Annotated in this window: 16 protein-coding genes, 3 tRNA genes and 3 rRNA genes; 16 read left to right on the top strand and 6 right to left on the bottom strand. The window is 43.4% G+C overall.

Annotation, left to right across the window (positions count from 1 at the left end):
- The 5 genes from BMW45_RS02450 to BMW45_RS02435 all read left to right on the top strand — a co-directional run bounded on the left by BMW45_RS02450 (position 1) and on the right by BMW45_RS02435 (position 7,922).
- On the top strand, positions 1-855 hold the full coding sequence (locus tag BMW45_RS02450; RefSeq protein WP_092240392.1) for a carbohydrate ABC transporter permease: 855 nt from the start codon (positions 1-3) through the stop codon (positions 853-855).
- 178 nt (positions 856-1,033) lie between these two features.
- On the top strand, positions 1,034-5,161 hold the full coding sequence (locus tag BMW45_RS02445) for a hemoblobin-interacting domain-containing protein (RefSeq protein WP_092240391.1): 4,128 nt from the start codon (positions 1,034-1,036) through the stop codon (positions 5,159-5,161).
- 3 nt (positions 5,162-5,164) lie between these two features.
- Positions 5,165-5,326 carry a hypothetical protein gene (locus BMW45_RS27695; protein WP_166433265.1) on the top strand — a complete coding sequence of 54 codons (162 nt, stop codon included), beginning with the start codon at positions 5,165-5,167 and terminating at the stop codon, positions 5,324-5,326.
- Between the two features lie 463 nt (positions 5,327-5,789).
- Positions 5,790-7,463, top strand: a complete 1,674-nt coding sequence (locus tag BMW45_RS02440) for a S8 family peptidase (RefSeq protein WP_092240390.1) — start codon at positions 5,790-5,792, stop codon at positions 7,461-7,463.
- Positions 7,464-7,628: 165 nt separating this feature from the next.
- Complete coding sequence (locus BMW45_RS02435; RefSeq protein ID WP_207649083.1) at positions 7,629-7,922, top strand: phage holin family protein; 294 nt, start codon at positions 7,629-7,631, stop codon at positions 7,920-7,922.
- A 95-nt stretch (positions 7,923-8,017) separates the two neighbouring features.
- Here the strand turns inward: BMW45_RS02435 and BMW45_RS02430 are convergent, their stop codons facing one another.
- From BMW45_RS02430 to BMW45_RS02420, 3 genes are all read right to left on the bottom strand, one after another.
- Complete coding sequence (locus BMW45_RS02430; protein WP_025231437.1) at positions 8,018-8,200, bottom strand: hypothetical protein; 183 nt, start codon at positions 8,198-8,200, stop codon at positions 8,018-8,020.
- Between the two features lie 150 nt (positions 8,201-8,350).
- Positions 8,351-10,021 carry a S8 family peptidase gene (locus tag BMW45_RS02425; RefSeq protein WP_092240389.1) on the bottom strand — a complete coding sequence of 557 codons (1,671 nt, stop codon included), beginning with the start codon at positions 10,019-10,021 and terminating at the stop codon, positions 8,351-8,353.
- A gap of 147 nt (positions 10,022-10,168) precedes the next feature.
- Positions 10,169-10,687, bottom strand: coding sequence for a 2'-5' RNA ligase family protein (locus tag BMW45_RS02420; RefSeq protein WP_092240388.1), 519 nt, complete (start codon positions 10,685-10,687; stop codon positions 10,169-10,171).
- A gap of 146 nt (positions 10,688-10,833) precedes the next feature.
- On the opposite strand from BMW45_RS02420, the gene BMW45_RS02415 reads away from it, so the two are divergent.
- On the top strand, positions 10,834-11,451 hold the full coding sequence (locus tag BMW45_RS02415; protein WP_330390652.1) for an NUDIX hydrolase N-terminal domain-containing protein: 618 nt from the start codon (positions 10,834-10,836) through the stop codon (positions 11,449-11,451).
- Here the strand turns inward: BMW45_RS02415 and BMW45_RS02410 are convergent.
- From BMW45_RS02410 to BMW45_RS02400, 3 genes are all read right to left on the bottom strand, one after another.
- Positions 11,448-12,326 carry an aminoglycoside 6-adenylyltransferase gene (locus BMW45_RS02410; protein ID WP_092240387.1) on the bottom strand — a complete coding sequence of 293 codons (879 nt, stop codon included), beginning with the start codon at positions 12,324-12,326 and terminating at the stop codon, positions 11,448-11,450. The two genes, BMW45_RS02415 and BMW45_RS02410, sit on opposite strands and share 4 nt — an antisense overlap.
- A 387-nt stretch (positions 12,327-12,713) precedes the next feature.
- Positions 12,714-12,986, bottom strand: a complete 273-nt coding sequence (locus tag BMW45_RS02405) for a transporter (protein WP_092240386.1) — start codon at positions 12,984-12,986, stop codon at positions 12,714-12,716.
- Between the two features lie 366 nt (positions 12,987-13,352).
- Positions 13,353-13,432, bottom strand: a tRNA-Leu gene (locus BMW45_RS02400).
- A 1,052-nt stretch (positions 13,433-14,484) separates the two neighbouring features.
- Here BMW45_RS02400 and BMW45_RS02395 point away from each other — a divergent pair.
- The 10 genes from BMW45_RS02395 to truA all read left to right on the top strand — a co-directional run bounded on the left by BMW45_RS02395 (position 14,485) and on the right by truA (position 24,096).
- Positions 14,485-16,016: ribosomal RNA gene (locus tag BMW45_RS02395) — 16S ribosomal RNA — on the top strand.
- A 96-nt stretch (positions 16,017-16,112) separates the two neighbouring features.
- A 5S ribosomal RNA gene (rrf, locus tag BMW45_RS02390) occupies positions 16,113-16,230 on the top strand.
- 8 nt (positions 16,231-16,238) lie between these two features.
- Positions 16,239-16,311 (top strand) — tRNA-Ala (locus BMW45_RS02385).
- 278 nt (positions 16,312-16,589) lie between these two features.
- Positions 16,590-19,481, top strand: a 23S ribosomal RNA gene (locus tag BMW45_RS02380).
- The 16S, 23S and 5S rRNA genes sit together here with 2 tRNA genes alongside, the layout of an rRNA operon.
- Before the next feature lie 98 nt (positions 19,482-19,579).
- Positions 19,580-19,652 (top strand) — tRNA-Gly (locus BMW45_RS02375).
- Positions 19,653-20,194: 542 nt separating this feature from the next.
- Complete coding sequence (locus BMW45_RS02370; RefSeq protein WP_092240385.1) at positions 20,195-21,187, top strand: serine hydrolase domain-containing protein; 993 nt, start codon at positions 20,195-20,197, stop codon at positions 21,185-21,187.
- A gap of 221 nt (positions 21,188-21,408) precedes the next feature.
- Complete coding sequence (locus BMW45_RS02365) at positions 21,409-22,005, top strand: cytidylate kinase-like family protein (protein WP_092246097.1); 597 nt, start codon at positions 21,409-21,411, stop codon at positions 22,003-22,005.
- Positions 22,006-22,111: 106 nt separating this feature from the next.
- A complete protein-coding gene (locus BMW45_RS02360; RefSeq protein ID WP_025231446.1) occupies positions 22,112-22,723 on the top strand; it encodes a L,D-transpeptidase family protein in 612 nt (203 codons plus the stop codon).
- Positions 22,724-22,904: 181 nt separating this feature from the next.
- Positions 22,905-23,399 carry a VanZ family protein gene (locus tag BMW45_RS02355; protein ID WP_092240384.1) on the top strand — a complete coding sequence of 165 codons (495 nt, stop codon included), beginning with the start codon at positions 22,905-22,907 and terminating at the stop codon, positions 23,397-23,399.
- Complete coding sequence (gene truA, locus BMW45_RS02350; protein ID WP_092240383.1) at positions 23,350-24,096, top strand: tRNA pseudouridine(38-40) synthase TruA; 747 nt, start codon at positions 23,350-23,352, stop codon at positions 24,094-24,096. The genes BMW45_RS02355 and truA overlap by 50 nt, the downstream gene beginning before the upstream one ends.
- Positions 24,097-24,107 lie beyond the last annotated feature (11 nt).

Raw genomic sequence — 24,107 nt, 5'->3', positions numbered from 1 at the left:
ATGAAAACAGGATATAGAGAAAGAAGAATAGCCACCACAGTGGTTTATCATGTGTTCACCTTTTTGCTGGCATGTGTTATGATATATCCCCTTGTGTGGATGGTGATGAGTTCCTTTAAGAACTCCAATGAAATATTCCGGACTGCTGCAAAACTGCTGCCTGATAAATTTTCACTTGAAAACTACCGCGTAGGTTGGCAGGGCTTTGCCGGCTATGGTTTCAGCACATTTTTTAAGAACTCTTTTATCATTGCTGGCCTTTCCACGGTTGGGGCGGTCGTTTCTTCCGCCCTTATAGGCTATGGATTTGCCCGTATTGATTTTAAATTTAAAAATTTCTGGTTCGCATGTATGCTGCTTGCCATGATGCTTCCGTTCCAGATCATCATGATTCCCCAGTATATCATTTTTAACAAAATGGGCTGGGTGGGAAGCTATCTTCCCATCATTGTACCTCAGTTTTTTGGCCAGGGCTTTTTCATTTTCTTAAATGTACAGTTTATAAAGGGAATCCCCATTGATTTAGATGAAGCTGCCAGAATGGATGGATGTACCATATACTCCATTTTCATAAGGATCATCCTTCCTCTTATTAAACCGTCTCTGGTGACTAGCGCCATTTTCTCCTTTATGTGGAGATGGGATGATTTTATGACGGCTCTGCTTTTCTTAAGCGATCCAATGAAATACCCGGTCAGCTATGCATTAAAGATGTTTTCCGACCCAACAGCCGGCTCAGACTGGGGCGCGATGTTTGCAATGGCAACCTTTTCCCTGATTCCTATTTTTCTGATTTTCCTGACCATGCAGAAATATCTGGTGGAAGGAATTGCCTCCACAGGAATCAAGGGTTAAAACAGATTTTTGGCAGGAAAACCAATTTGTGGTTTTCCTGCTTATTTTAATGGTGATAAATTATCACTGGTCACCAGTTGAATAATTTTCTCGTTTATCCGCTTGCCCAAAGATTGGGAATATTTTATAATACATTGGTTAGTTATAACTAACTTCAATCATAAGCAAGGAGGAATCTATGAGGAGTAGAAATAAGGTTAAATTTCTGGCGGTTCTGACTGCCATGAACCTGGTATTTACGATCCAGCCATTTGCAGGGGAGTGGAGACAAGATGGGGACAAGTGGCGTTATAATCTGGAAGATGGCCGGGTACAAAAGAATTCGTGGCTGAAAACCGATGACGGCAATTGGTATCATTTTGATGAGAACGGAATTATGAGAACGGGATGGTACCAGGACACGGATCAGAAGTGGTATTATCTGGATTCAGACGGTTCCATGGCTTCCGGCTGGAAGGAGATTCGTGGAAAGTGGTATTACATGGAGACGGACGGTTCCATGGCTTCCGGCTGGAAAGAGATCAATGGGAAATGGTATTATCTTGATAAGCAGTCAGGAGAGGCTTTGGTAAATGGTTACACGCCCGAAGGATACTATGTGGACGGAAGCGGGGCCTGGAACGGAAAGTCAGCCCGGAATTCTTACGGCGGCAGCAGTTCTGGCAGCAAAACCTCCAACAATACAGGGGGGAACGGAAGCAATCAAACGGGAGGAGGAAACAATCAACCAGGGGGAGAAAATAATCAAGGAGGAGAGAACAGCGAAAATGGGAATTCCGGAAATAATGGAACGGAGGGCGGCGAAAATCCATGGGAAAGCAAGAGTCCTGTTATTCTGGAACAAACCGGGATCGTATCTGTTCAGGGACTTCCCTATGCCGTAATATCCTTTACCGATCAGGCAGAAGGACTTGATGAGTTCCGTTATTCCATAGCAGGGAAAGATGCCACATCGACCGTTACTCCTGTAACAGCTTCAGGCAGGACGGTAAAGATACCTTTGCCGGATGAAGATACCCATACACTGGCCATAACCTCCGGGAAATGGACCGTATCTGTTATTGCACTGAGAGAGCCGGGAAAGAGTACTGCGGCAGAGAAAGAGCTTATTGAAACGAACCTTTCCCTTCCATCGGATATCCCCTATGTGGTGCTTACTAAGGCAACCATTCCCTTGACCCAGTATGTAAAATTTATCAGGCAGGGAGATTCCCTCTTCATAAAACCGTCGGAAACTACGGTAGATACCATGCAGCTCCAGGGTCTGGAGGAAGCGCAGAGCAAAAGCCAGGAAGAGAAAGAAAGTGATATCCTGATAGAGGAAGATAACAGGGCCGCGGCCGGTCTTAAGAGCCTTGCTTCGGATGCGGTCTCAAGTGCTACTACCGCACCCCCTGCCAGTCTGGAGGGAAAGGAAGAGGTGGCCACAATTGCTGTATTGTTTGATTTGGCAGCTAATAATATAATTGCTGATAATCTGGGAATTGGAACCTCTTATGTAGAGGCCTTTCTGTCGAAATGGGAACCTTCTGAGAAATTATCTGCGTTAAATGAGGACCTGACCCTGAGTACAGATGCGAAAGATTTAAAGTCCAGAAGTTGGAAAAAAGCGGAGGACCTGCCCAGGTATGTGAAGTATTTGACAGATAAAGGCGGCTACGGAACAAAAGCAGAACTTTTAACAGGAAAAACAGACAATACCAATCCGCCTGAGCTGACCATTGTCCCATCTTTGAAAGGAAAGAGCGCAGTCATACAGCTCAGTGAGGAAAATGAATCTTGGTACCGTTCTATTACTGAAATTGAGATTCCATACAGTGAAACAAAAACCCACTACTATCAAGAAAATAATACCTTGTCTGCAGACGGGAAGACCATAACTCTTGGAGTAGATGCGATCAGCGGCCCTATGAATTATGCCGGAGATTATGAGGTTACGATCCATTCCTTTGGGTTCGGGGATGTAAAAGGTTCTCTTTCTGTTGTAGATAAGGCTCCATCTTTTACGCCCACTTGGGATGATGCCAACAGCCAGTTGAAATTAAGAGCGGGATTTACATATTATACTGATCAGATAACCGCAATTACAGTCAATGGAACCCGGCTGGAATCCGGAAGCTTTACAAGTGATTACAATAATCTGTACATTTCCTACCGCTATCTGGTAAACGGAAAAAATACGATTGAAATTCAGGCAAAGGGTTATGAGGATACCAGTCTTGAGGTGGATTCCCCGGAAACGTTCGTTACGCCTAAGAAAGCGCCGTCTGTTACCGTAAGAGAAGCGATAGAAGGTTCTTCTGTTGTATTTGATATCGGAGCATTGCAGGAAGACAGCGAAGAGATGGAATGGTTCCAGGCTTTAGAGGCTGATCATCTTAGTCTGACATATTCTTATAGCAGTGTTTCCGGCCTTTCTCTTGAAAAAGAAGGAAACAGTTTTACGGTCACTGCGAGTAAGACTACAATGTCTTCTTATTACACATATACCATGAAAATTGCCATACCGGGATATGATGCGGTAACGATAACATTTACTCCCGTAAAAGCGCCGCCTGCCATAACCCAGCAGTGGAACCAGGAAAATTACAGCTTAATGCTTACAGGCAATGCCTCTTATTTAAGCTCCTATGTAACAAATGTGGTTTTAAACGGAACACAACTGAAAAAGGGAGAAGCTGTTGATTATACCGCTTCCTACAGCAAAGGAATTGAAATTTTCCCCCATAACTTTACCGCCGGATCGCCATATAGAATTGAGCTTTATGCCTCCGGCTATGGAATAAAGGTATTAGAAGGGACTGCTCCGGCAGATTTGGTGTCTCCATTAGAAGCTCCGGTGCTAAAATCAGAAGCTGTTGTACAGAAAGGTACTGTAACTGTTGAGGTGGTGTCAGGAGAGGCGGGCGATTGGCTGAATAATATCAGTTCAGTGACACTATCGGATTCTTACTCTTCCACGGCAGTCACTTATACAAAAAATGAAAATGGACTGACTTTACCAACTGTCAGCTCCTACAGTCCTGGTATTTATACGGTTACAGTAAATGCAAAGGGATACCGGGCAGCTCAGGTGGAGGTCAGAATCTTATATACAGTTAGTGTTAAGGGCGCGATTAATTATGACGAGGAACGCCTGGAACTGACAGCGGCTGATTCCTATTTCTATGATAAAGTAACGGTATCCTTGAATGGAGCCGAACTGAAGAAGGGGACCGGATATACAACCAGCGGATACAGCACAATTTACATTCCTGCAGCACTGCTTACAGAGGAAGAAAACCTTCTGGTCTTATATAATGAAGCATATCAAAAGATAGAAATGAGCTTTGGGCAGTATATTGCCTATGAACCAGCGCCAAAGCTGGAAGTAGAAAACGGGACCTCCTTAAGCGGTGAAAATACAATCATCCTGCATGTAGCAGATGGGAACGAGGAATGGTGGGATTCTCTGATCCAGTCCCACGCATCCGTAAAGCGTTCTTCCTCCAACCAGACGATTACAGGATTCAGCAAAAACGCTGATGAAGAACAGTTGACGATTACGCTAAGCGGTACCTTGTCATATTCTTATGGCTATAACGTAACAATCTCAGTGCCGGGATACCGTTCCTGTAATGTTACCTTCACTCCATACCAGAAGCTGCCGGATATAACAGATGAGTGGTTGGAAAATGGAGATTTACAATTTTCAACCAATACATCTTACTATTTTTATAGCTCCTACAACACGGTTTATCTGGATGGTGAGAAGCTGACCAGTGGCACAGATTATAGCGTAAATACGAGAACAAAGCCATACAGTTTAACCATCTTATCAAAAAAATTCACCTCAGAGGAGCATGAGGTAAGGATATTGTCAACATATAATAATTATGCGCCATATGAAATAACTGTAACAGTTCCGGAAATCCCAAATTATATGAATGTGGAAGCAAGGACATTAATCATGGAAGAACCAGTTGCAGAGGTAGTAGAGAAACCTGAGATAGAGGAAGGAAATGAGCCTGCAGAAGAAAACGCGGAGGAAGTAAATACAGAAGAAGAAAATCGAACAGAAGAAGACCCAGCAGAGGAAGACCCAGCAGAGGAAGACCCAGCAGAGGAAAAACCAACAGAAGAAGGCCCGGCAGAGGAAGGTCCTGCAGAGAAAGGTCCTGCAGAGGAAAGCCCTGCAGAAGAAAGCGCTGCAGAGGAAAGTTCGGAAGGGAAGTTTCCGGAAGAAAATCTGACAGAAAAACCCTTGGCTGAGAAATCGGAGCCGGATGATGACCAGGAACTAAATGAAAAGGAATCATTAGAGTAAATTTTGACCGGGAGAGCAGACCGTGGATCTTCGGATGGTAATGCTGCACAGGATTCTTCCCAGGAACAAAATGGTGCGGTCATAGAAAAACAACTGCACAATCTGCTGGAATATGGGCAGGAGAAAACGGCTGCCGAATTGGAATCCGTTGGTTTCATAAAGTAATCTTGTTTTACACTTCAAAAAATGGAGGAAGCCGACAGGAGGGGGGATCCTGTCGGCTGAGTATGAAAAAATGTATATGAAAGGTCTCTCTGGCCTGTTTACAGGTATTAATATACGGTGGAAATGTGTTGAGAATTTGTTGGAAATGTGAAGAAATTGTGAAAGGAGACAATAAAAAAATGGAGCACCGCAGGATTGGGGAAATACGGCACTCCAAAGAAGAGTTATATAAATTATAGCGCAAATAATCGGTTAAGTAAAGGGAAATAAGTAAATTTTTATAGATTATCCGTTTATATTTCGTAAATACATCATAAATTGCAATATAAAATATAAATATACACATTACTCCACTATTGCCATTTTATTCCCTGGATTGTGGCAGATTCTTCTGCTCATATTGGAACCTCTTTTGCATAAAATATATCATATGCTTCATTTGAAACAGGCAGGAGGCCGCAATATGGAAAAAATACTGGATAATCGGTATTATGATCTTATCATAAGTAATGCCATGGTGCCATCTTATAATACAGGTGATAATATTACCACGCTGAATGATATGAATTCCTTACTGCATATACCAAAGGACCAGATGGAGCCCTGTGATCTTGGGATAAATCCCTATCATTTCTTTCCGGCTCTATATACCCTGGAGTCATCGGTCAGCATTGAGAAATCCGGTATAGGATCTGTTCAGAGGACTCCTGGCCTTGGCCTGATTGGGAGAGGGGTAATTGTTGGCATTGTGGATACTGGTATTGATTACCGCCATCCTGCTTTTAAGTATAATGACAGAACAACCAGAATCCTGTCTATATGGGATCAGACTCAGGTAGGAAGCACACCTCCAAGAGGGTTTACTTTCGGTGCTGAATATACCAAAGAACTGATTAATTTTGCATTAATTTCTGAAAATCCTCTTTCGATTGTTCCCACAGTTGATACCATACGTCACGGAACTGCCATTGCAAGCATTATTGCCGGAAGGCCTAATGATGATTATAACTTCAGCGGTGTTGTTCCTGAAGCGGATCTTTTGGTAGTAAAACTTAAAACGGCAAAGGATAACTTAAAGAAACTGTTCTTTGTTCCGGATAATGCTTTGTGCTTTCAGGAATCAGACATCATCCTTGGAATCCGGTATTTGGTTACTACTGCTCAAAGGCTGAACCGGCCTCTGGTCATATGCATTGCCCTTGGAAGCAGTCAGGGAGGGCACGACGGGCGAGGTGCCTCCTCCGCTTACCTGGATTATCTGGTACAGCTGCCAAGAATCGGTGTGACCATTGCTGCCGGAAATGAAGGCAATAACGGAAGACATTTTTTTAACAACACTCAGACCGCCCCTTACATAGATACCTTCCAGTTAAACGTAGGAATCAATGATAAGGGATTTTCCATGGAAATCTGGCCTTACATACCTTCCAGGCTTTTTATAGAGATCACCGCTCCAACCTGGGAGTCCTCCCAGATTATTTATCCTTCCTTTTCAGATTGTAAAAAAATTGTCTTTCAATCCGTGGACAGCATTGTCTGGGTGAACAATATTATTTTTGAAGAAGAAACCGGAGATCAGCTGATTCTGGTACGTTTTCAAAATGTAGTTGCCGGAATCTGGAGTATCAGGGTAGGCAGCACTGAAAATGAAGGTTTTTCCTATCATGCCTGGCTGCCCTCCGGTAATCTCATATCAAATGAGACCTTTTTCTTAAACTCCAATCCTGATACAACCATAACCGCCCAGGGAGATGCCATACATCCTCTGACAGTTACGGCCTATAATCAGCTGGATGGAAATATATTGAGTGAATCAAGCAGAGGATATACCAGACTGGGGCTTGTAAAACCAGATTTGGGTGCTCCCGGCTACCAGCTTCCCTGTGCGCTTCCTGACTTTCGATATGGAAATGCGACCGGTACCGGAGCCGCGGCTGCCCATGCGGCTGGGGTTGCAGCCATGAGCATGGAATGGGCCTACAATAAGGGAAACTATACCTCCGTTACCGGATATCAGGTCAACCGCTTATTGATTCGCGGGGCAAGACGGGACCCTGAGACTATTTATCCCAATAATATATGGGGATACGGGCAGCTGGATGCGGCAAATATGTTCAGGCAGCTGACATCAATTTAAGATCAAAACCTTCAGGCTGGATAGAGTTTTCTCCGGCGGCCTGGAGGTTTTTTTGGTAGGAACGTTTGAGGAAAAAAAAGCATCAATTAAATCAGGCGGTTCTACCAGATGGAAGGAGTTAAGGATAGTTTCCTGAATTGGGAAAGGGGAAAGGAAATGATTATTATGGAAGAGATTATAAATTATGTGAAACCAGAACTTGTCATAGTGGCAGTGGTCCTTTACCTGCTGGGGCAGTGGATCAAACAAAGCCAGACGATTAAAGATAAATACATTCCAATAATTAACGGAGCAGCGGGCATTGTTTTGTGTAGTGTTTACGTAATGTCCATGAGTGAAGTATACACCATCCAACAGATTGCTACAGCAGCATTTACAGCAATCACCCAGGGTATCCTGGTCGCCGGACTGAGTACGTACGTTGATCAGCTAATGAAACAATATGGCAAAAAAGAATAATGAGAAGCCGTAGTGACAGGGGTCTGGGATTTTCCCGGGCCCTTATCATATGACGCATAGATCAAAAATGGCGGGTTTTCAAAAACCCAGCCCGCCTATTTCCGATTTCTTAATTCTTTTCTGATCCTGGGTTCAATCCCTCTGCGTTCCATTTCGGCCATGATGTTTTCAAATTCTCCGGGAGGGGCAGAAGGGGGGATTACATCCCTGCTGGCAGCCTCTAACCGGTTGAATTCTTCCTCCAAGCTTTTTTCGAGTTTTTTATTCCAGTGTCTCATATGATCACCTCCCAGAAAATTATATAACAGTTGTAAAGCACCTTTTATATAATGTTCCGGACATATGACTGAAATTCTGTTTTTTTGACTCTAATTGTTCTCCATTCCAGTCAATCGGATATTCGCAATCCCCGATCCTGCTTGATGAGGTTAAATACTGGTAAGCTGCATGAACATATTGTTCACATTCACCTGGCCGTATCCCCATACGTTATTTGGATAGGTGTATGAGCTTGCGCGCATTGCCCCCCTCATCATCAGACGGCTGACATCGACTCCATTCATTGTTTTGTAATGTTCTTTGACAATGGCCCACTCAAAGGCCATGGCAATGATGCCGGCCACGTGGGCTGCAGCAGCCCCTGTTCCTGTAACAGAGCCATATCTATTTCCGGGAACAGCACAGGTAAGCTGATAACCAGGAGCGGCAATATCCGGTTTAATAAGGCCAACTCTTGTATAGCCTCTGCTTGATTCACCAAGAATTGAGTTGTTCATCTGATTATAGGCAGTCACAGTCAGCTGGCGCCTGCCGTTTCCAGGTGAAGTGATGGTGGTATCCGGAGAGGAATTAAGAAAAAAGGTCTGGTTGGATATGAGACCATTTGAAGGGAGCCAGGCATGAAAGGACAAAGGTTCATTTTCAATGCTTTTGACCCGGATGCGCCAGACTCCGGGAGTGGTGTTTTGAAAACGTACCAGGATCATCTGGTCTCCGGTTTCCTCTTCAAAAAGATAATTGTTGACATAAATGGTAGTAGGGGTGAATACAAAATTAAATACTCTGCAATCGCCGAGGGAAGGATATACCTGCTGGGTGGATTCTCTGTTTGGTGAGGAAATATCAATGGAAAGCCGTCCAAGGGAACTTGACCAGATTTCCATAGCAAACATTTTATCTTTTTCCCCTATTCTTAATTCAAAATCATTGTAATAAGGCTCTAATTGGGTAGAATTAAAATAATGTCTTTGACTGTTTCCCTCGTTACCGGCAGAGACGGATATGCCGATACTGGGCTGCAGTGCCAGGTCATTTAGGTAACCGCTTAGAGCGCCTCTCCCGTCATGACCTCCCTGGCTGCTTCCTACGGCGAAGCAGGTGACCACAGGACGGTTATACTTTTCTGAGATGGTAAGAGAATAACGGAAACCAAGAATAAGATCCGATTCCTGGAAGCATAAAGCATCATCAGGAATAAAATAAAAATTTTTCAGATTTTCTTTTGCTTCCTTAAGCTTTACGATCACCAGATCAGATTGAGGGACTACACCACTAAAGGATTCCAGTAAGTTGGGAGTGCCGGCAATAACGCTTGCAATAGACGTTCCGTGCCCGTTTGTATCTGTAGATGGTACAACAGAGAGGGGATCATCAGAATTTAATGCGGTATTGATTGTCTCCTGGCTGTATTCCGTACCAAAGGTAAAAGTCTCAGGAGGGGTTCCTTCCTGCTGGGTCTGGTCCCATATGGAGAGAATACGTGTCGAGCCGTCACTGTTGCGGAAGGCAGGATGCTGGTATTCAACACCCGTATCAATGACTACAATGATTACGCCCTTTCCAAACAGGGCTAAGGCAGGATTCCGCTGAACCGATCCTACGCCGGACTGTTCAAGGCTGACCGTAGATGTGAGCGTAAAAATTCCGGGAAAGGTGTGGACTGGATATTTTACCATATCACAAAGAGTTACGCCGGCAGCCGGGATATGCAGTAAGGAATGCCGGTTGTTCAGATAGGTAATGTTATCATCGCTGGTGGCTGAAGTAATTGGATTTGTAATAATTAAATCAAAATAATTGTTATCCAAAATTTTTTTCACAGTTAAGTCTCCTTGCCGTTGCTGACAGTAGTGGCTGTCTAAAATAGGGATGTCCCGGCAGCACTGCCGGGCCGTTATGCATGTTAAATAATATGGCAGAAGATGAAAAAATATGAGAAATGGATAGACCGAAGGGCTATACCGCCTTTATTCCGGCAGTCTGTGCCCGCTTATTATCATTGACTCTCCAAATGCACCTATCACTTCAACAGAAATTGTGTTTATTACAGCTCTAAATGTTTCAGTGCATTTAGAAGCATCTAAATAGGCCATTTCCAGTTTTTCTAAGGAGTCTAAATTTCCAAGAGTTAAATGAGGAGTATAAGAGTATCCTTTTTTATACTCCTTTAATAGACCGGAATAGAGTAGTTCATGGATTTCATGAATATGTTCCTTTCCTTCTACAATATTTAAAAACAAATAATTCCCTAATTCACCAGGCTGCTTTGAAACTCCATTCAGAGTAATTTCAAAAGGTTTGATATTCATAAGCTTATCGCTTAAGTGCTTGTTCAATCTATCATTACTCATATTGCTTTGAAAGGGAAAAACTAAAGTAATATGCGGTTTAACAAGAGCAGATAATGGATCGTATTGTTTCCTATAGAAATGAATCACATCCATGTTATGAAATTCTGGAAATATCATGATTGTTCTGGTATCCATATTGCCTCTCCTTTCTTAATTAACTTTGATTGCTTCATTTTTCCAATTGCCTGCCGTCCGTAACCGCAATCTTATAAGATAATCTTGATAGTTATGGAGATGTGAGATAATATACTACTTAGTATGGAGTGAGGAAGGAAAGCATTATGGAGGATAAAAAATGGCTTGAATGGGCGGTTGAATTGCAGGCAATCGCACAGGCCGGACTATATTATACGAAGGATTGCTTTGACCAGGAACGATTTGAAAGGATCCGGGAGATTTCGGCTGAAATAATCAGCAGACAATCAGAAATGCCTGTCGAAAAGGTCAAAGATTTATTTTGTGGTGAAACAGGATACCAAACCCCCAAGATCGATACCAGGGCCGCCATTTTTAAGAACAACAGGATTCTTCTGGTTAAAGAAGCCGATGGGAGATGGTCACTGCCTGGAGGCTGGGTCGATGTAGATTTATCAGTAAAAGAAAATATAATAAAAGAAGTCAGGGAAGAAGCAGGCCTCGATGTCGAGGTTCAAAAGGTTATTGCCGTGCAGGACAGAGAAAAACATAATCTTCCAATCTATGCCTACAAAATTTGTAAAATTTTTATACAGTGTTCCGTTATTGGAGGTTCATTTAAAGCAAATAATGAAACCACGGACAGCCGTTATTTCTCATTGGAAGAATTACCGCCACTTGCAACGGAAAAGAGCAATGCAGAACAGATAAAAATGTGTTTTCAGGCTTTTTCTGAGCAAGCCTGGAAAACAATCCTGGATTAGATCTCCGATTGATCAATGTCAGCATTTTTTATTGAAGCGATATATTTGATCATATTCTCATCGTCTTGCACGCAGTAGGTGTAACCCAAATGGCCGGAAACCTGCAGTGCAAGAAAACGAAACAGATCACAGGCTGAGAAAACAGCATTCCAAAGATTTTCAGAACTGCCGTCAGAGTAGGTCTTCAAATATTTTTCATACAGCTCTGAAGGCAGGTATTTTTTATAATATTTCCCCCACATTCCCGTTGAAACAGAAAATCCATGATTCATGCCGATGTACCATTCCACCATCATATCAAGCTGATTGTGTACAATCTCCGTATACATTCTCATCGCATATGGAATCTGATCTCTTTTAATCCCTTTTGCAACGTTGTTTAAACACCACCAAAACTCATTGCAGCATCCGTCATACATTTGTTTCGTGGGAATTTTAATCCAGTAGCCGGTATCACTTGCCTGAGGTATCTGAGGCAAGATATGATCCTTGTCCAGCAAAGGCACTGTAAGGCTGTCGGAAAGATAATTCTCAATGGCCTTTTCTTTGGTCATAATATGCAGATCAATTCTATTCCCGTCTTTATATAAGATGAGCCAGCCATATGATTTGGTAAAGTCGCAGTCTTTGCCCCAGCCAAAGTCATTAGAATCCGGCTCCTGCATAACGGCAACTTCTCCAAAGATCTTTATCCACGTTTTATCGGATAAAAATGATTGTGTCTCAGAAACCACAAAAACAATGTCATAATCCTGATAAATATCCTTTTCAATAAGGGGATTTGCTCGGGAACCATTCATGTATGCTGCTCTGATGCGTTCATCAGCTTGTACAACTCTCAAGATCAATTCAAACATTTCCTTTTCACTGCGCATGGCAATTTACCTCGTTTGATATAAATGATAGAAACCTTTGTATGCTTATTCTACCATGGCACCTTATGAAAGTAAATAATAGGGCCGGTGCAGGGGATGTCAGCCGGAAACTGTTGAATATAGAAGAGAGAGGATGGTGGAGCACCGCCCCGTGTTCCTATTTATTACAGGCAGTTTTTTACTTATGCACAGATGGAGGATATGCTGGAGGCTAATATTATAGAAGATATGCGTTTAAATGCGTATATCTTGATCCTAAAAATGCAGCACGGCAAAGCACGTTTTTGGTCTAAAAAGTATAAAAATTAAGGCATCAAGATTTACTTATACTGATGCCTTTTTATTTTACTGTATGAAATTGAACTGTATCCATCTTCCCTATTATAACTAATAAAGTGTAGGTACCGGAACGCATGCTACCTCATCAATCAAATCCGGATCAAAACCAAAGAAAGTCCAACTTCTTCCTGTCCAGCGGTATCCTAACACTGCACCGTACTGTAAGTTAATTGGATAATACCAAAACTCATCACCTAACTGTGGCCATACATACGTATATTTGAACATACAATCAATAATATATGAATTTCTTGGTTTTCTGGGTGGTACTCTTGGAGGAGGAGAAGTAGGTGCTCCATAAGGAGGGGGATAATTTGTCATTATATTACTCCAATTATTTTACTATAAATTAGAATATGGAAAATGATAAAATTTGTTCTATCATTCAGGCATATTTTACTATGTTTTTTACATTAGTCCCGATCCCCAATACTCCCATATGTTTTCCTACAGATTGTAATACTGCTCAAACTACTTTAATTATTTAGGAAGTAACTAAAAGGCAGGTCTGGAATTCCAGATACCCGCCCTTCATTGAATTATATCATTTCTAACTTCTTTATGTGTGATATCGTGTTGCATTTATGGGTATATGAGTGCCTTATACAGTAAAACACTTCCAATCCTGATATGCAAAAACCCTGGTGTTTGCAAGAAATTCTTGTAAACACTAGGGTTTTCGATCAATGCGGGTAACAGGACTTGAACCTGCACGGTCTCCCACCAGAACCTAAATCTGGCGCGTCTGCCAATTCCGCCATACCCGCTGACGACAACATAGATGATACCATTTGAGTGACAAATTGTCAAGAAAAAGGAGACATTTTCCCATGGGAAATATTAAATAAAAGCTCCTGCAAAAATTCCATTAAATTTCCAAGAGCGTTCCACTCTCATAATAAATAGTACAGTATTATAGAAATCACGTTGATAGGAGTCAAAATCATGGAGTATGATTACAACGCGTATAAATTCATAGAAAGACAGTGACTTCTTTATATAGGAAGAACAGTAATGGTGCTTGAGAGAATACTTTTTATTATAAGGGCCGATATAAAGTAATGAAGGTTCTTTTAGGATTCCCCTTATAGCTATAAGTTTGCGTCAGCGAGCTTAGATGTTTATCGGATACTCAAAGAACTTTCATTTAATGCTAAGACTGTGGAAAAGATTAAGAGGGATAATGTAGGCGCAATCTCTTGAATTTTTGATAGTCTAATTCAAGATGGCTGTTATAAGAGATCCACTCAAAATAACAGATTAAAGGTGCAGGTAATGCTGAAGGTGATTTATATAATAGGTAATAAGAAGATTCAAAGACAAATATACAGGCATTAAATCTATGTAATATAGAAGGGAAACAATGGTCAGTACGATAGAATATAATATGCCGATTTTACCATGCAATGTTCTGGAATATTAATTTGAAAAAAATACAAAATAATTGTTGACTTTTGTCAGATGCTTTGGTATGATATAACTCGCCGCTGAAAACGGCGGCAAAAACTTCTTCTAAAACACATCGATGAGCGATGAAAAAGTTTTGAAGAAAATGAAAAAAATGGTTGACAAAAACAACCGAACATGATAAACTTTAAAAGTTGCTGCTGAGACAGCGACACGAAATAAAGCACTTTGAAAACAGAAGATTGAACAGTATGTAAAACCCTGAAAATTCTAATAAAACAAGTCATGTTTGATGGCTTTGAATGAGAAAATTTCAGAACGAATACAAGCAATTGTATACGAACCAAACAACAAGTAAAACGGGAAATAAATTAGCTAGTTAGTTGATTTTGACCCCGGATTGAACACCATTTAATTTGAGAGTTCGATCCTGGCTCAGGATGAACGCTGGCGGCGTGCTTAACACATGCAAGTCGAGCGAAGCGATTTCAAGGAAGTTTTCGGATGGAATTGAAATTGACTTAGCGGCGGACGGGTGAGTAACGCGTGGGTAACCTGCCTCATACAGGGGGATAACAGTCGGAAACGACTGCTAATACCGCATAAGCACACAGTGCCGCATGGTACGGTGTGAAAAACTCCGGTGGTATGAGATGGACCCGCGTCTGATTAGGTAGTTGGTGAGGTAACGGCCCACCAAGCCGACGATCAGTAGCCGACCTGAGAGGGTGACCGGCCACATTGGGACTGAGACACGGCCCAAACTCCTACGGGAGGCAGCAGTGGGGAATATTGGACAATGGGGGAAACCCTGATCCAGCGACGCCGCGTGAGTGAAGAAGTATTTCGGTATGTAAAGCTCTATCAGCAGGGAAGAAAATGACGGTACCTGACTAAGAAGCCCCGGCTAACTACGTGCCAGCAGCCGCGGTAATACGTAGGGGGCAAGCGTTATCCGGATTTACTGGGTGTAAAGGGAGCGTAGACGGCACTGCAAGTCTGGAGTGAAAGCCCGGGGCTCAACCCCGGGACTGCTTTGGAAACTGTGGTGCTAGAGTGCAGGAGAGGTAAGTGGAATTCCTAGTGTAGCGGTGAAATGCGTAGATATTAGGAGGAACACCAGTGGCGAAGGCGGCTTACTGGACTGTAACTGACGTTGAGGCTCGAAAGCGTGGGGAGCAAACAGGATTAGATACCCTGGTAGTCCACGCCGTAAACGATGAATACTAGGTGTTGGGGAGCAAAGCTCTTCGGTGCCGTCGCTAACGCAATAAGTATTCCACCTGGGGAGTACGTTCGCAAGAATGAAACTCAAAGGAATTGACGGGGACCCGCACAAGCGGTGGAGCATGTGGTTTAATTCGAAGCAACGCGAAGAACCTTACCAAGTCTTGACATCGGAATGACCGGGATGTAACGATCCCTTCCCTACGGGGCATTCTAGACAGGTGGTGCATGGTTGTCGTCAGCTCGTGTCGTGAGATGTTGGGTTAAGTCCCGCAACGAGCGCAACCCTTATCCTTAGTAGCCAGCAAGTGAAGTTGGGCACTCTGGGGAGACTGCCAGGGATAACCTGGAGGAAGGTGGGGATGACGTCAAATCATCATGCCCCTTATGATTTGGGCTACACACGTGCTACAATGGCGTAAACAAAGGGAAGCAAAGGAGCGATCTGGAGCAAACCCCAAAAATAACGTCTCAGTTCGGATTGTAGTCTGCAACTCGACTACATGAAGCTGGAATCGCTAGTAATCGCGGATCAGAATGCCGCGGTGAATACGTTCCCGGGTCTTGTACACACCGCCCGTCACACCATGGGAGTTGGTAACGCCCGAAGTCAGTGACCCAACCGTAAGGAGGGAGCTGCCGAAGGCGGGACTGATAACTGGGGTGAAGTCGTAACAAGGTAGCCGTATCGGAAGGTGCGGCTGGATCACCTCCTTTCTAAGGAAGAAGAAGTAAGGGTTTTATATACTGTTGAGTCTTTGGTTTTCAAAGAAATAAAAATGAATATAGAAACACCAAGAAAGACAAAAGATTTCTGGTGCCGATGCGCTTAGGGGAGACACCCGTTCCCATCCCGAACACGATGGTTAAGACTTAAGCGGCCGATGGTACTATGCTGGAGACGGCATGGGAGAGCAGGTGGGTGCCAGATTATTTTATGGGGGTGTAGCTCAGTTGGGAGAGCACCTGCCTTGCAAGCAGGGGGTCAAGAGTTCGAATCTCTCCATCTCCATTTGGTGTAATTGTGAAGTTTATTATAATTAATAGGACTTTAAATTGCATCACGCATGTACCTTGAAAACCACATATTGAAATATATCTAGATAGAGTTTTTATATGTTAAAGTATAAAGACGACATCAAGACATCCGAGGTGTTACATCTAACGATGTAACCAAACAAAACTCGTTAAAGTAACCGTAACGTACGGTGAAATAACAAACCTAAGACCAGAGATACAACGCTATGTATCTTAGATAAGTAGCCCGCACCCGCAGGTGAACATCGAATTGGTTAAGCTAATAAGAGCGCAGGGTGGATGCCTTGGCACTAAGAGCCGATGAAAGACGTGATAAGCTGCGAAAAGCTTCGGGGAGGAGCAAATATCCTTTGATCCGGAGATATCTGAATGGGGAAACCCAGCTGAGCAAACCTCAGTTGTCGTATGGTGAATACATAGCCATACGTCGGGAACCCGGGGAACTGAAACATCTAAGTACCCGGAGGAAAAGAAAGAAAACTCGATTTCCAAAGTAGCGGCGAGCGAAATGGAAGGAGCCTAAACCAGTATGCGTGCATACTGGGGTTATGGACTGCAATAAGTGAGACGATTTGTTACCAGAACGGTCCTGGAAAGACCGGCCATAGAAAGTGAAAGCCTTGTATGGGAAAACAATAGTCAGCGAGCAGGATCCAAAGTACCACGAGACACGAGAAACCTTGTGGGAATTCGGGGGGACCACCCCCCAAGGCTAAATACTACTTAGTGACCGATAGCGCATAGTACTGTGAAGGAAAGGTGAAAAGGACCCCGGGAGGGGAGTGAAAGAGAACCTGAAACCCTGTGTTTACAAGCTGTGGAACCACGTTAAAGGTGGAACCGCGTACTTTTTGTAGAACGGTCCGGCGAGTTACCGTTACTGGCAAGGTTAAGCACTTAAGGTGTGGAGCCGAAGGGAAACCAAGTCTTAATAGGGCGTAGAGTCAGTAAAGGTAGACCCGAAACCGGGTGATCTACCCATGTCCAGGTTGAAGTTTCCGTAAAAGGAAATGGAGGACCGAACGCACATCCGTTGAAAAGGGTGGCGATGAGGTGTGGGTAGGGGAGAAATTCCAATCGAACCCGGAGATAGCTGGTTCTCCTCGAAATAGCTTTAGGGCTAGCCTCGTATTAGTCTGCCGGAGGTAGAGCACTGAATTTCCTAGGGGGCGTCAAAGCTTACCAAAGAATATCAAACTCCGAATGCCGGCCAGATGATGTACGGGAGTCAGACTGCACGAGATAAGTTGGGTAGTCAAAAGGGAAAGAGCCCAGACCACCAGCTAAGGTCCCAAAGTGCGTGTTAAGTGGAAAAGGATGTGGGATTTCACAGACAACTAGGATGTTGGCTTAGAAGCAGCCACACATTCAAAGAGTGCGTAATAGCTCACTAGTCGAGAGGTCCTGCGCCGAAAATGTCCGGGGCTAAAACACGACACCGAAGCTGTGGAATGTATATTTATATACATTGGTAGAGGAGCATTCTTAACGCACAGAAGCATTACCGTAAGGAGATGTGGAGTGTTAAGAAGAGAGAATGCCGGAATGAGTAGCGAGATGGAGGTGAGAATCCTCCAGGCCGAATATCTAAGGTTTCCAGAGTAAAGCTGATCTGCTCTGGGTAAGTCGGGGCCTAAGGCGAGGTCGAAAGACGTAGTCGATGGACAACAGGTTGAAATTCCTGTACCGCATATTATCAGAACTGTGGGGACACAGAACCGAAGAAGAACCCGGGAATGAAAAGACCGGGGCAAGCACTGGACTGGCTGGAATGGCAAATCCACCCAGCAACAGGAAGGTGTGACGCGTACCGAACACAAGTAGGGAAGTCTTCGTAGGGGCTGTCAAGAAAAGCCGCTATTGTGTAATATGTGCCCGTACCGTAAACCGACACAGGTGGATGAGGAGAGAATCCTAAGGCCGGCGGGAGAAGCATTGTTAAGGAACTCGGCAAAATGACCCCGTAACTTCGGGATAAGGGGTGCCTGGGAAACCAGGCCGCAGAGAATAGGCTCAAGCAACTGTTTAGCAAAAACACAGGTCTATGCAAAACCGAAAGGTGAGGTATATGGGCTGACGCCTGCCCGGTGCTGGAAGGTTACGAGGAGGGGTTAGCGGCAACGCGAAGCTCTGAATTTAAGCCCCAGTAAACGGCGGCCGTAACTATAACGGTCCTAAGGTAGCGAAATTCCTTGTCGGGTAAGTTCCGACCCGCACGAAAGGCGTAATGATTTGAGCGCTGTCTCAACAATGCACCCGGTGAAATTGAAGTACCAGTGAAGATGCTGGTTACCTGCGCCAGGACGGAAAGACCCCATGGAGCTTTACTCCAGCTTGATACTGGGATTCGGTACTGCATGTACAGGATAGGTGGGAGGCAGTGAAGATAGGACGCCAGTCTTATCAGAGCCGATGTTGGGATACCACCCTTGCGGTATTGGATTTCTAACCTGCAGCCATGACCTGGCTGGGGGACAATGTCAGGCGGGGAGTTTGACTGGGGCGGTCGCCTCCGAAAGGGTATCGGAGGCGCTCAAAGGTTCCCTCAGAATGGACGGAAACCATTCGAAGAGTGCAAAGGCATAAGGGAGCTTGACTGCGACACCGACGGGTGGAGCAGGTAGGAAACTAGGACTTAGTGATCCGGTGGTATAAAGTGGGATTGCCATCGCTCAACGGATAAAAGCTACCCTGGGGATAACAGGCTTATCACTCCCAAGAGTTCACATCGACGGAGTGGTTTGGCACCTCGATGTCGGCTCATCGCATCCTGGGGCTGTAGTAGGTCCCAAGGGTTGGGCTGTTCGCCCATTAAAGCGGTACGCGAGCTGGGTTCAGAACGTCGTGAGACAGTTCGGTCCCTATCCGGCGTGGGCGTAGGATATTTGAGAGGAGCTGTCCTTAGTACGAGAGGACCGGGATGGACTGACCTCTGGTGTATCTGTTGGCTATCAAAGCCATGGCAGAGTAGCCAAGTCGGGAAGGGATAAACGCTGAAGGCATCTAAGCGTGAAGCCCCCCTCAAGATGAGATATCCCATCGCAAGAGTAAGACCCCTTGAAGACGACGAGGTAGATAGGGCAGAGGTGGAAGCATGGCAACATGTGCAGCTGACTGTCACTAATAGGTCGAGGGCTTAACCAGGTTGGTTTAGGTAAGAGGAAAGAACGGATGAAAATAGATATGTAGCAATGTGTGGTTTTGAGGGTATATGTCTCAAGAGGAAAGTTAATAAGAGATATGCGTGAGTGGCTCAGTTGGTGGAGTACGACCTTGCCAAGGTCGGGGTCGCGGGTTCGAGTCCCGTCTCGCGCTTTTTTTATTTGTAGCGGAAGCCTTAATTTACTAAGGTCTTCGCTATTTTTTCGTATTTACAACTTGAAGACAGCTGAAGACAGTTTACAAATCAATTGCTATGAGGTCATAAGTTTATTTCTCTATGATTATACTATTTGTAGCGTAGTGTAATGATAGCAGTAATAGAAAGAAGGTTAAATTTATGATAGGTAAAATCATCAATCGAATAAAATGTTTGGTAACAAACAAAGCGTTTATAAGTAGATTTATAGTTTCTACAATTTATTCGTTAATTGCTACATTCGCAATTTGGTTTATTTTTAATCGTATAACCGACGAATATAGAAACTTGAATTAATCCTAACATGAATTCCGGCAATCATATGAACTCGTGGATATAAACTGGTGGATATGAACTGGTTGATATGATCTAGTGGAAAAGCTGCGGAAACATATTATACAATGTTTGCGTCTCTATATTTTAGATGCTTCTTTTTTAAAGTACTTATGTTATACTGAGGGAAGATTACTAAAAAACAGCAGAAAGGAATCAAACGTATATGGATATAAATGACTTGATCGGCTTGGACTTCAGGGGCTGTGTGCTCATACAAAAAGGTAATGAAACAGTTTTTCAGAAGTCATTTGGGTATGCGGATTTACATAATAAGGTTCCAAATGAAAACGATACAAAATTTGCGACGGCATCTGCAGGTAAGGTTTTTGTTGCTGTTGGAATATTGCAGCTAATAGAACGAGGGTTGCTCAAGTTTAATGATGAAATAGGAAATATTTTCAATTTTGACTTAAAGGCCATTGATGGTACAATAACCATAGAGGAATTGCTAACCCATACTTCCGGAATACCGGATTACTTTGATGAAGGGGTCATGAGTGACTATGAGGAATTGTGGATCGATTTTCCCAACTATAAGATACGTTCAAATAAGGACCTGCTGCCACTTTTTATTGATAAGCCAATGATGTATCCACGGGGAAGCAGGTTTCAATATAATAATACCGGCTTTGTCGTGCTTGCTATGATAATTGAAGAATTAACAGGATCAACGTTTGATGAATATCTGAAAGAAAATGTATTTGCTCCTTGTGGTATGGTTAGTACCGGGTATTATGAATTGGACAGACTGCCTGCAAAATGTGCGGTAAATTATATTTACAATGAAAAAGATAATGATTACCGTACCAATATTTTCAGTGTGGACGCAAAAGGAACAGGCGCAGGCGGCGCCTATACAACAGTAAATGACATAAGCTTATTTTGGGAACATTTGATGTCCGGCCAATTGCTTTCGCCAGAGATGACAGCGGCTATGATGACAAATCATAGCGGAGATGCGCAATGTTATGGCTACGGCATTTGGTTAAAAAAACAGGTTAACGGTTACAAACCATATTTTCAAGGCTGTGATCCAGGTGTCAGCTTTATTTCCAGCTATGATGCAGATAAAAAGATGATGTTCGTTTTGGTAAGTAATTACGGTGATAACGTCTGGGAATTTTTAAAAAAGATAACTAATCATTTAACAAAATAAATGCAGTACGCAATACTTTTTATGCAATTTGGCTTAAGTATGAATAAGTAGAGCCGAAATGTGGTATACAGGTATTTAAGAATGTGGTAAAATGCAGTTATATTAACAGGAGATTTAAAGCCCATTTGACAGCCTTGTAGATATCTTGCTATACAGAAACTATGATGGGTAGAAGAGGATTACTCAGAAATTACTCAGCAGAAGATAAGGAGGAGCATATGTTGGATAAGGTGATTACAATTAGCCGGGAGTTTGGAAGCGGCGGACGAGAGTTGGGCATGAAACTGGCTGAAAGGTTGGGAGTTCCATTCTATGATAAGGACCTGATTTCTTTATCTGCAGAAGTAAGTGATCTGGAGGAGGAAGCATTTCTGCATTACGACGAGCATCTTCCCGTCCAGCAGGAATCCTTAGAACAGCTCTATTATACTCCCTTCTCTACAATTTATGAGATTTCCATGTCAGATCAAGTTTTTCTGGCCCAGTCTTGTGTGATACGAAAGCTGGCAGAAGAGGGACCATGTATCATCGTTGGACGATGTGCGGACCGGGTGCTTGAAAGCAGCATTAATCTGTTTATTTATGCCAAAATGGAAGATCGGATTAAACGGATGAATTCTCTTGAAACAGGCGTCAGCCCTGAATTGATGGAAGAACGAATCCGGGAGATAGATAAAAAGAGAAGAGATTATTACCAGTATTATACCGGATGCGAATGGGGTAAGGCACAGAATTACCACCTTTGTCTGGAAAGCAGTTTGGTGGGGGTAGAAGGCTGCTTAAATTCTGTGCTGGCTTATTTGCAGGGTTTACTTTAAATAAATGGAATTTACAATAGGAAAATTTTGGATGGAAATGTAAGAATATTGTAAATGATAGTTTCCAAAATGGATGGTATAATGTAACAAAAAAGGAGAGTTAAGAATGATGAAATGGTTAGGAAAAGGATATAGGTGTCTGATCTCAGCCGTTCTGGTCATCGTTTTGGCGGTATCTTCCCAAGTTACTGGGTACGCAGAGCCGGTGTCCGGTCCCGGTGCCAATATTACCTCCGGCAATACCGGTACGACCAATAACGTGACCATATATGTGAGCAAGAGAACAAAGACGCTTACATTAAAGCAGAATGGTGTATTGATTGCAGAATACCCGGTTTCCATGGGCGCGGCCTCAGCGGAAGGAAATAAAAAAGTAGAGGGTGACATGAGAACACCTAGCGGGGAGTTCTATGTATGTACCAGAAATGATAAGAGCATAGCATATCTGGCATTGGGACTTTCCTATCCGGGTATTAAAGATGCGGAAAGAGGATATGCAGACGGCATTATCACCGAGGCTCAAAGAGATGAAATAATAAAGGCCAATTTGGCAGGGCAGCAGCCACCATGGGATACTCCTCTGGGAGGAGCTATTGAGATTCACGGCTGCAGGGTTCCTGACGGAACCACTCACGGCTGCGTTGCAGTGGACAACAGCGATATGGATGTATTATGGAGTTACTGTAATTTAGGCGTACCGGTTACGATTGGACCATAAAAGGAATTTCCCCCAATATGCGGTTTTAGGCCGTTTTTGGGGATTTTTTTAATGCCTATCCTTGTATTATAACTGCTGTTGTACTATAATGGATGAAATTATGATAAAATATGGAAGATAGAGGAAATGAAACTCAGGCCGCCTAAATGGTGGAGAAAGGCGGAATTTTGAGGAAACGGCTATGAAAAAGAAAGCGATATGGACGGCAGTGACCATTCTTTTTATCCTGTTCATATTTTCAAATTCCATGAAGCCGTCGGATATCTCATCGGCTGACAGCGGATGGGTGCTTCGTGTAGCACAGGAATCACTTGGATCCATGGGAATCAGCACAAGGTGGCTGACAGAGCACATAATCCGTAAAACGGGTCATTTCACAGAATATGCCTTATTGGGAATTTTGTTGTACGGATGTATAAGGTCCTTTGACTTTCCGGCGGAGAGAAGATATTTTCTACGAATAACGGCTGGGTTTATGGTTCCGTTTGTGGATGAGACCATTCAGCTTGGGGTAAGGGGCCGTTCCGGTCAGATATCAGATGTGTGGCTGGATTGCGCAGGAGTGGCTTTTGGAATATTAATTGCTGCCTTGCTGCACAGATATAGAAGAAGAGGTCGAAAACAATATGATAAAAAATTATCGAATGATCCTGGAATACGACGGAAGCCGTTATGATGGCTGGCAAAAACAGGGAAATACGGATCAGACCATACAGGGGAAGATCGAACATGTTTTAGAACGTATGCTGGGACAGGCAGTGGAAGTACATGGTTCGGGACGAACGGATGCAGGCGTTCATGCATTGGCCCAGGTAGCTAATTTTCATGGGAATACAGGAATGAGTTCAGAGGAGATCAGGGAATATTTAAACCAGTATCTTCCAGAGGACATTCGGATAAAAACCGTGGAGTGCGTGGCAGAGCGATTCCACAGCCGCCTTCATGCCCAGGAAAAAACCTATTTATACCGGATCGATATGGGCGAAAAAAAGCAGGTTTTTGAAAGAAAGTATATCTATGGCCTATTTAAGGAGCTTGATATAAAGGCTATGGAACGGGCTACGTCATTTCTTATAGGTGAACACGATTTTAAAAGCTTTTGTTCCAACCGGAAAATGAAGAAATCTACAGTCAGGGTTTTAAAACGGATTGAATTTGAACAGCAGGGGAGCCGTCTTCTGATACGATTTACGGGAAACGGCTTTTTATATAATATGGTCAGGATCTTAACGGGTACGCTGATCGAAGTGGGATTGGGACAGCGTAAAGCGGAAGAGATGAAGGAAATCCTGAATGCAAAGGATCGGAATGAGGCAGGCTATACGGCGCCGCCGGAAGGTCTGTTTCTTGAACAGGTATGTTATAAAGAGTAAAGGCTGAAAAA

The organism is Lacrimispora sphenoides, from assembly GCF_900105215.1.
Taxonomy (GTDB): Bacteria; Bacillota; Clostridia; order Lachnospirales; family Lachnospiraceae; genus Lacrimispora; species Lacrimispora sphenoides_A.
Note: the sequence above shows the minus strand (reverse complement) of the source record. Positions and strands in the feature narration are given on the sequence as shown.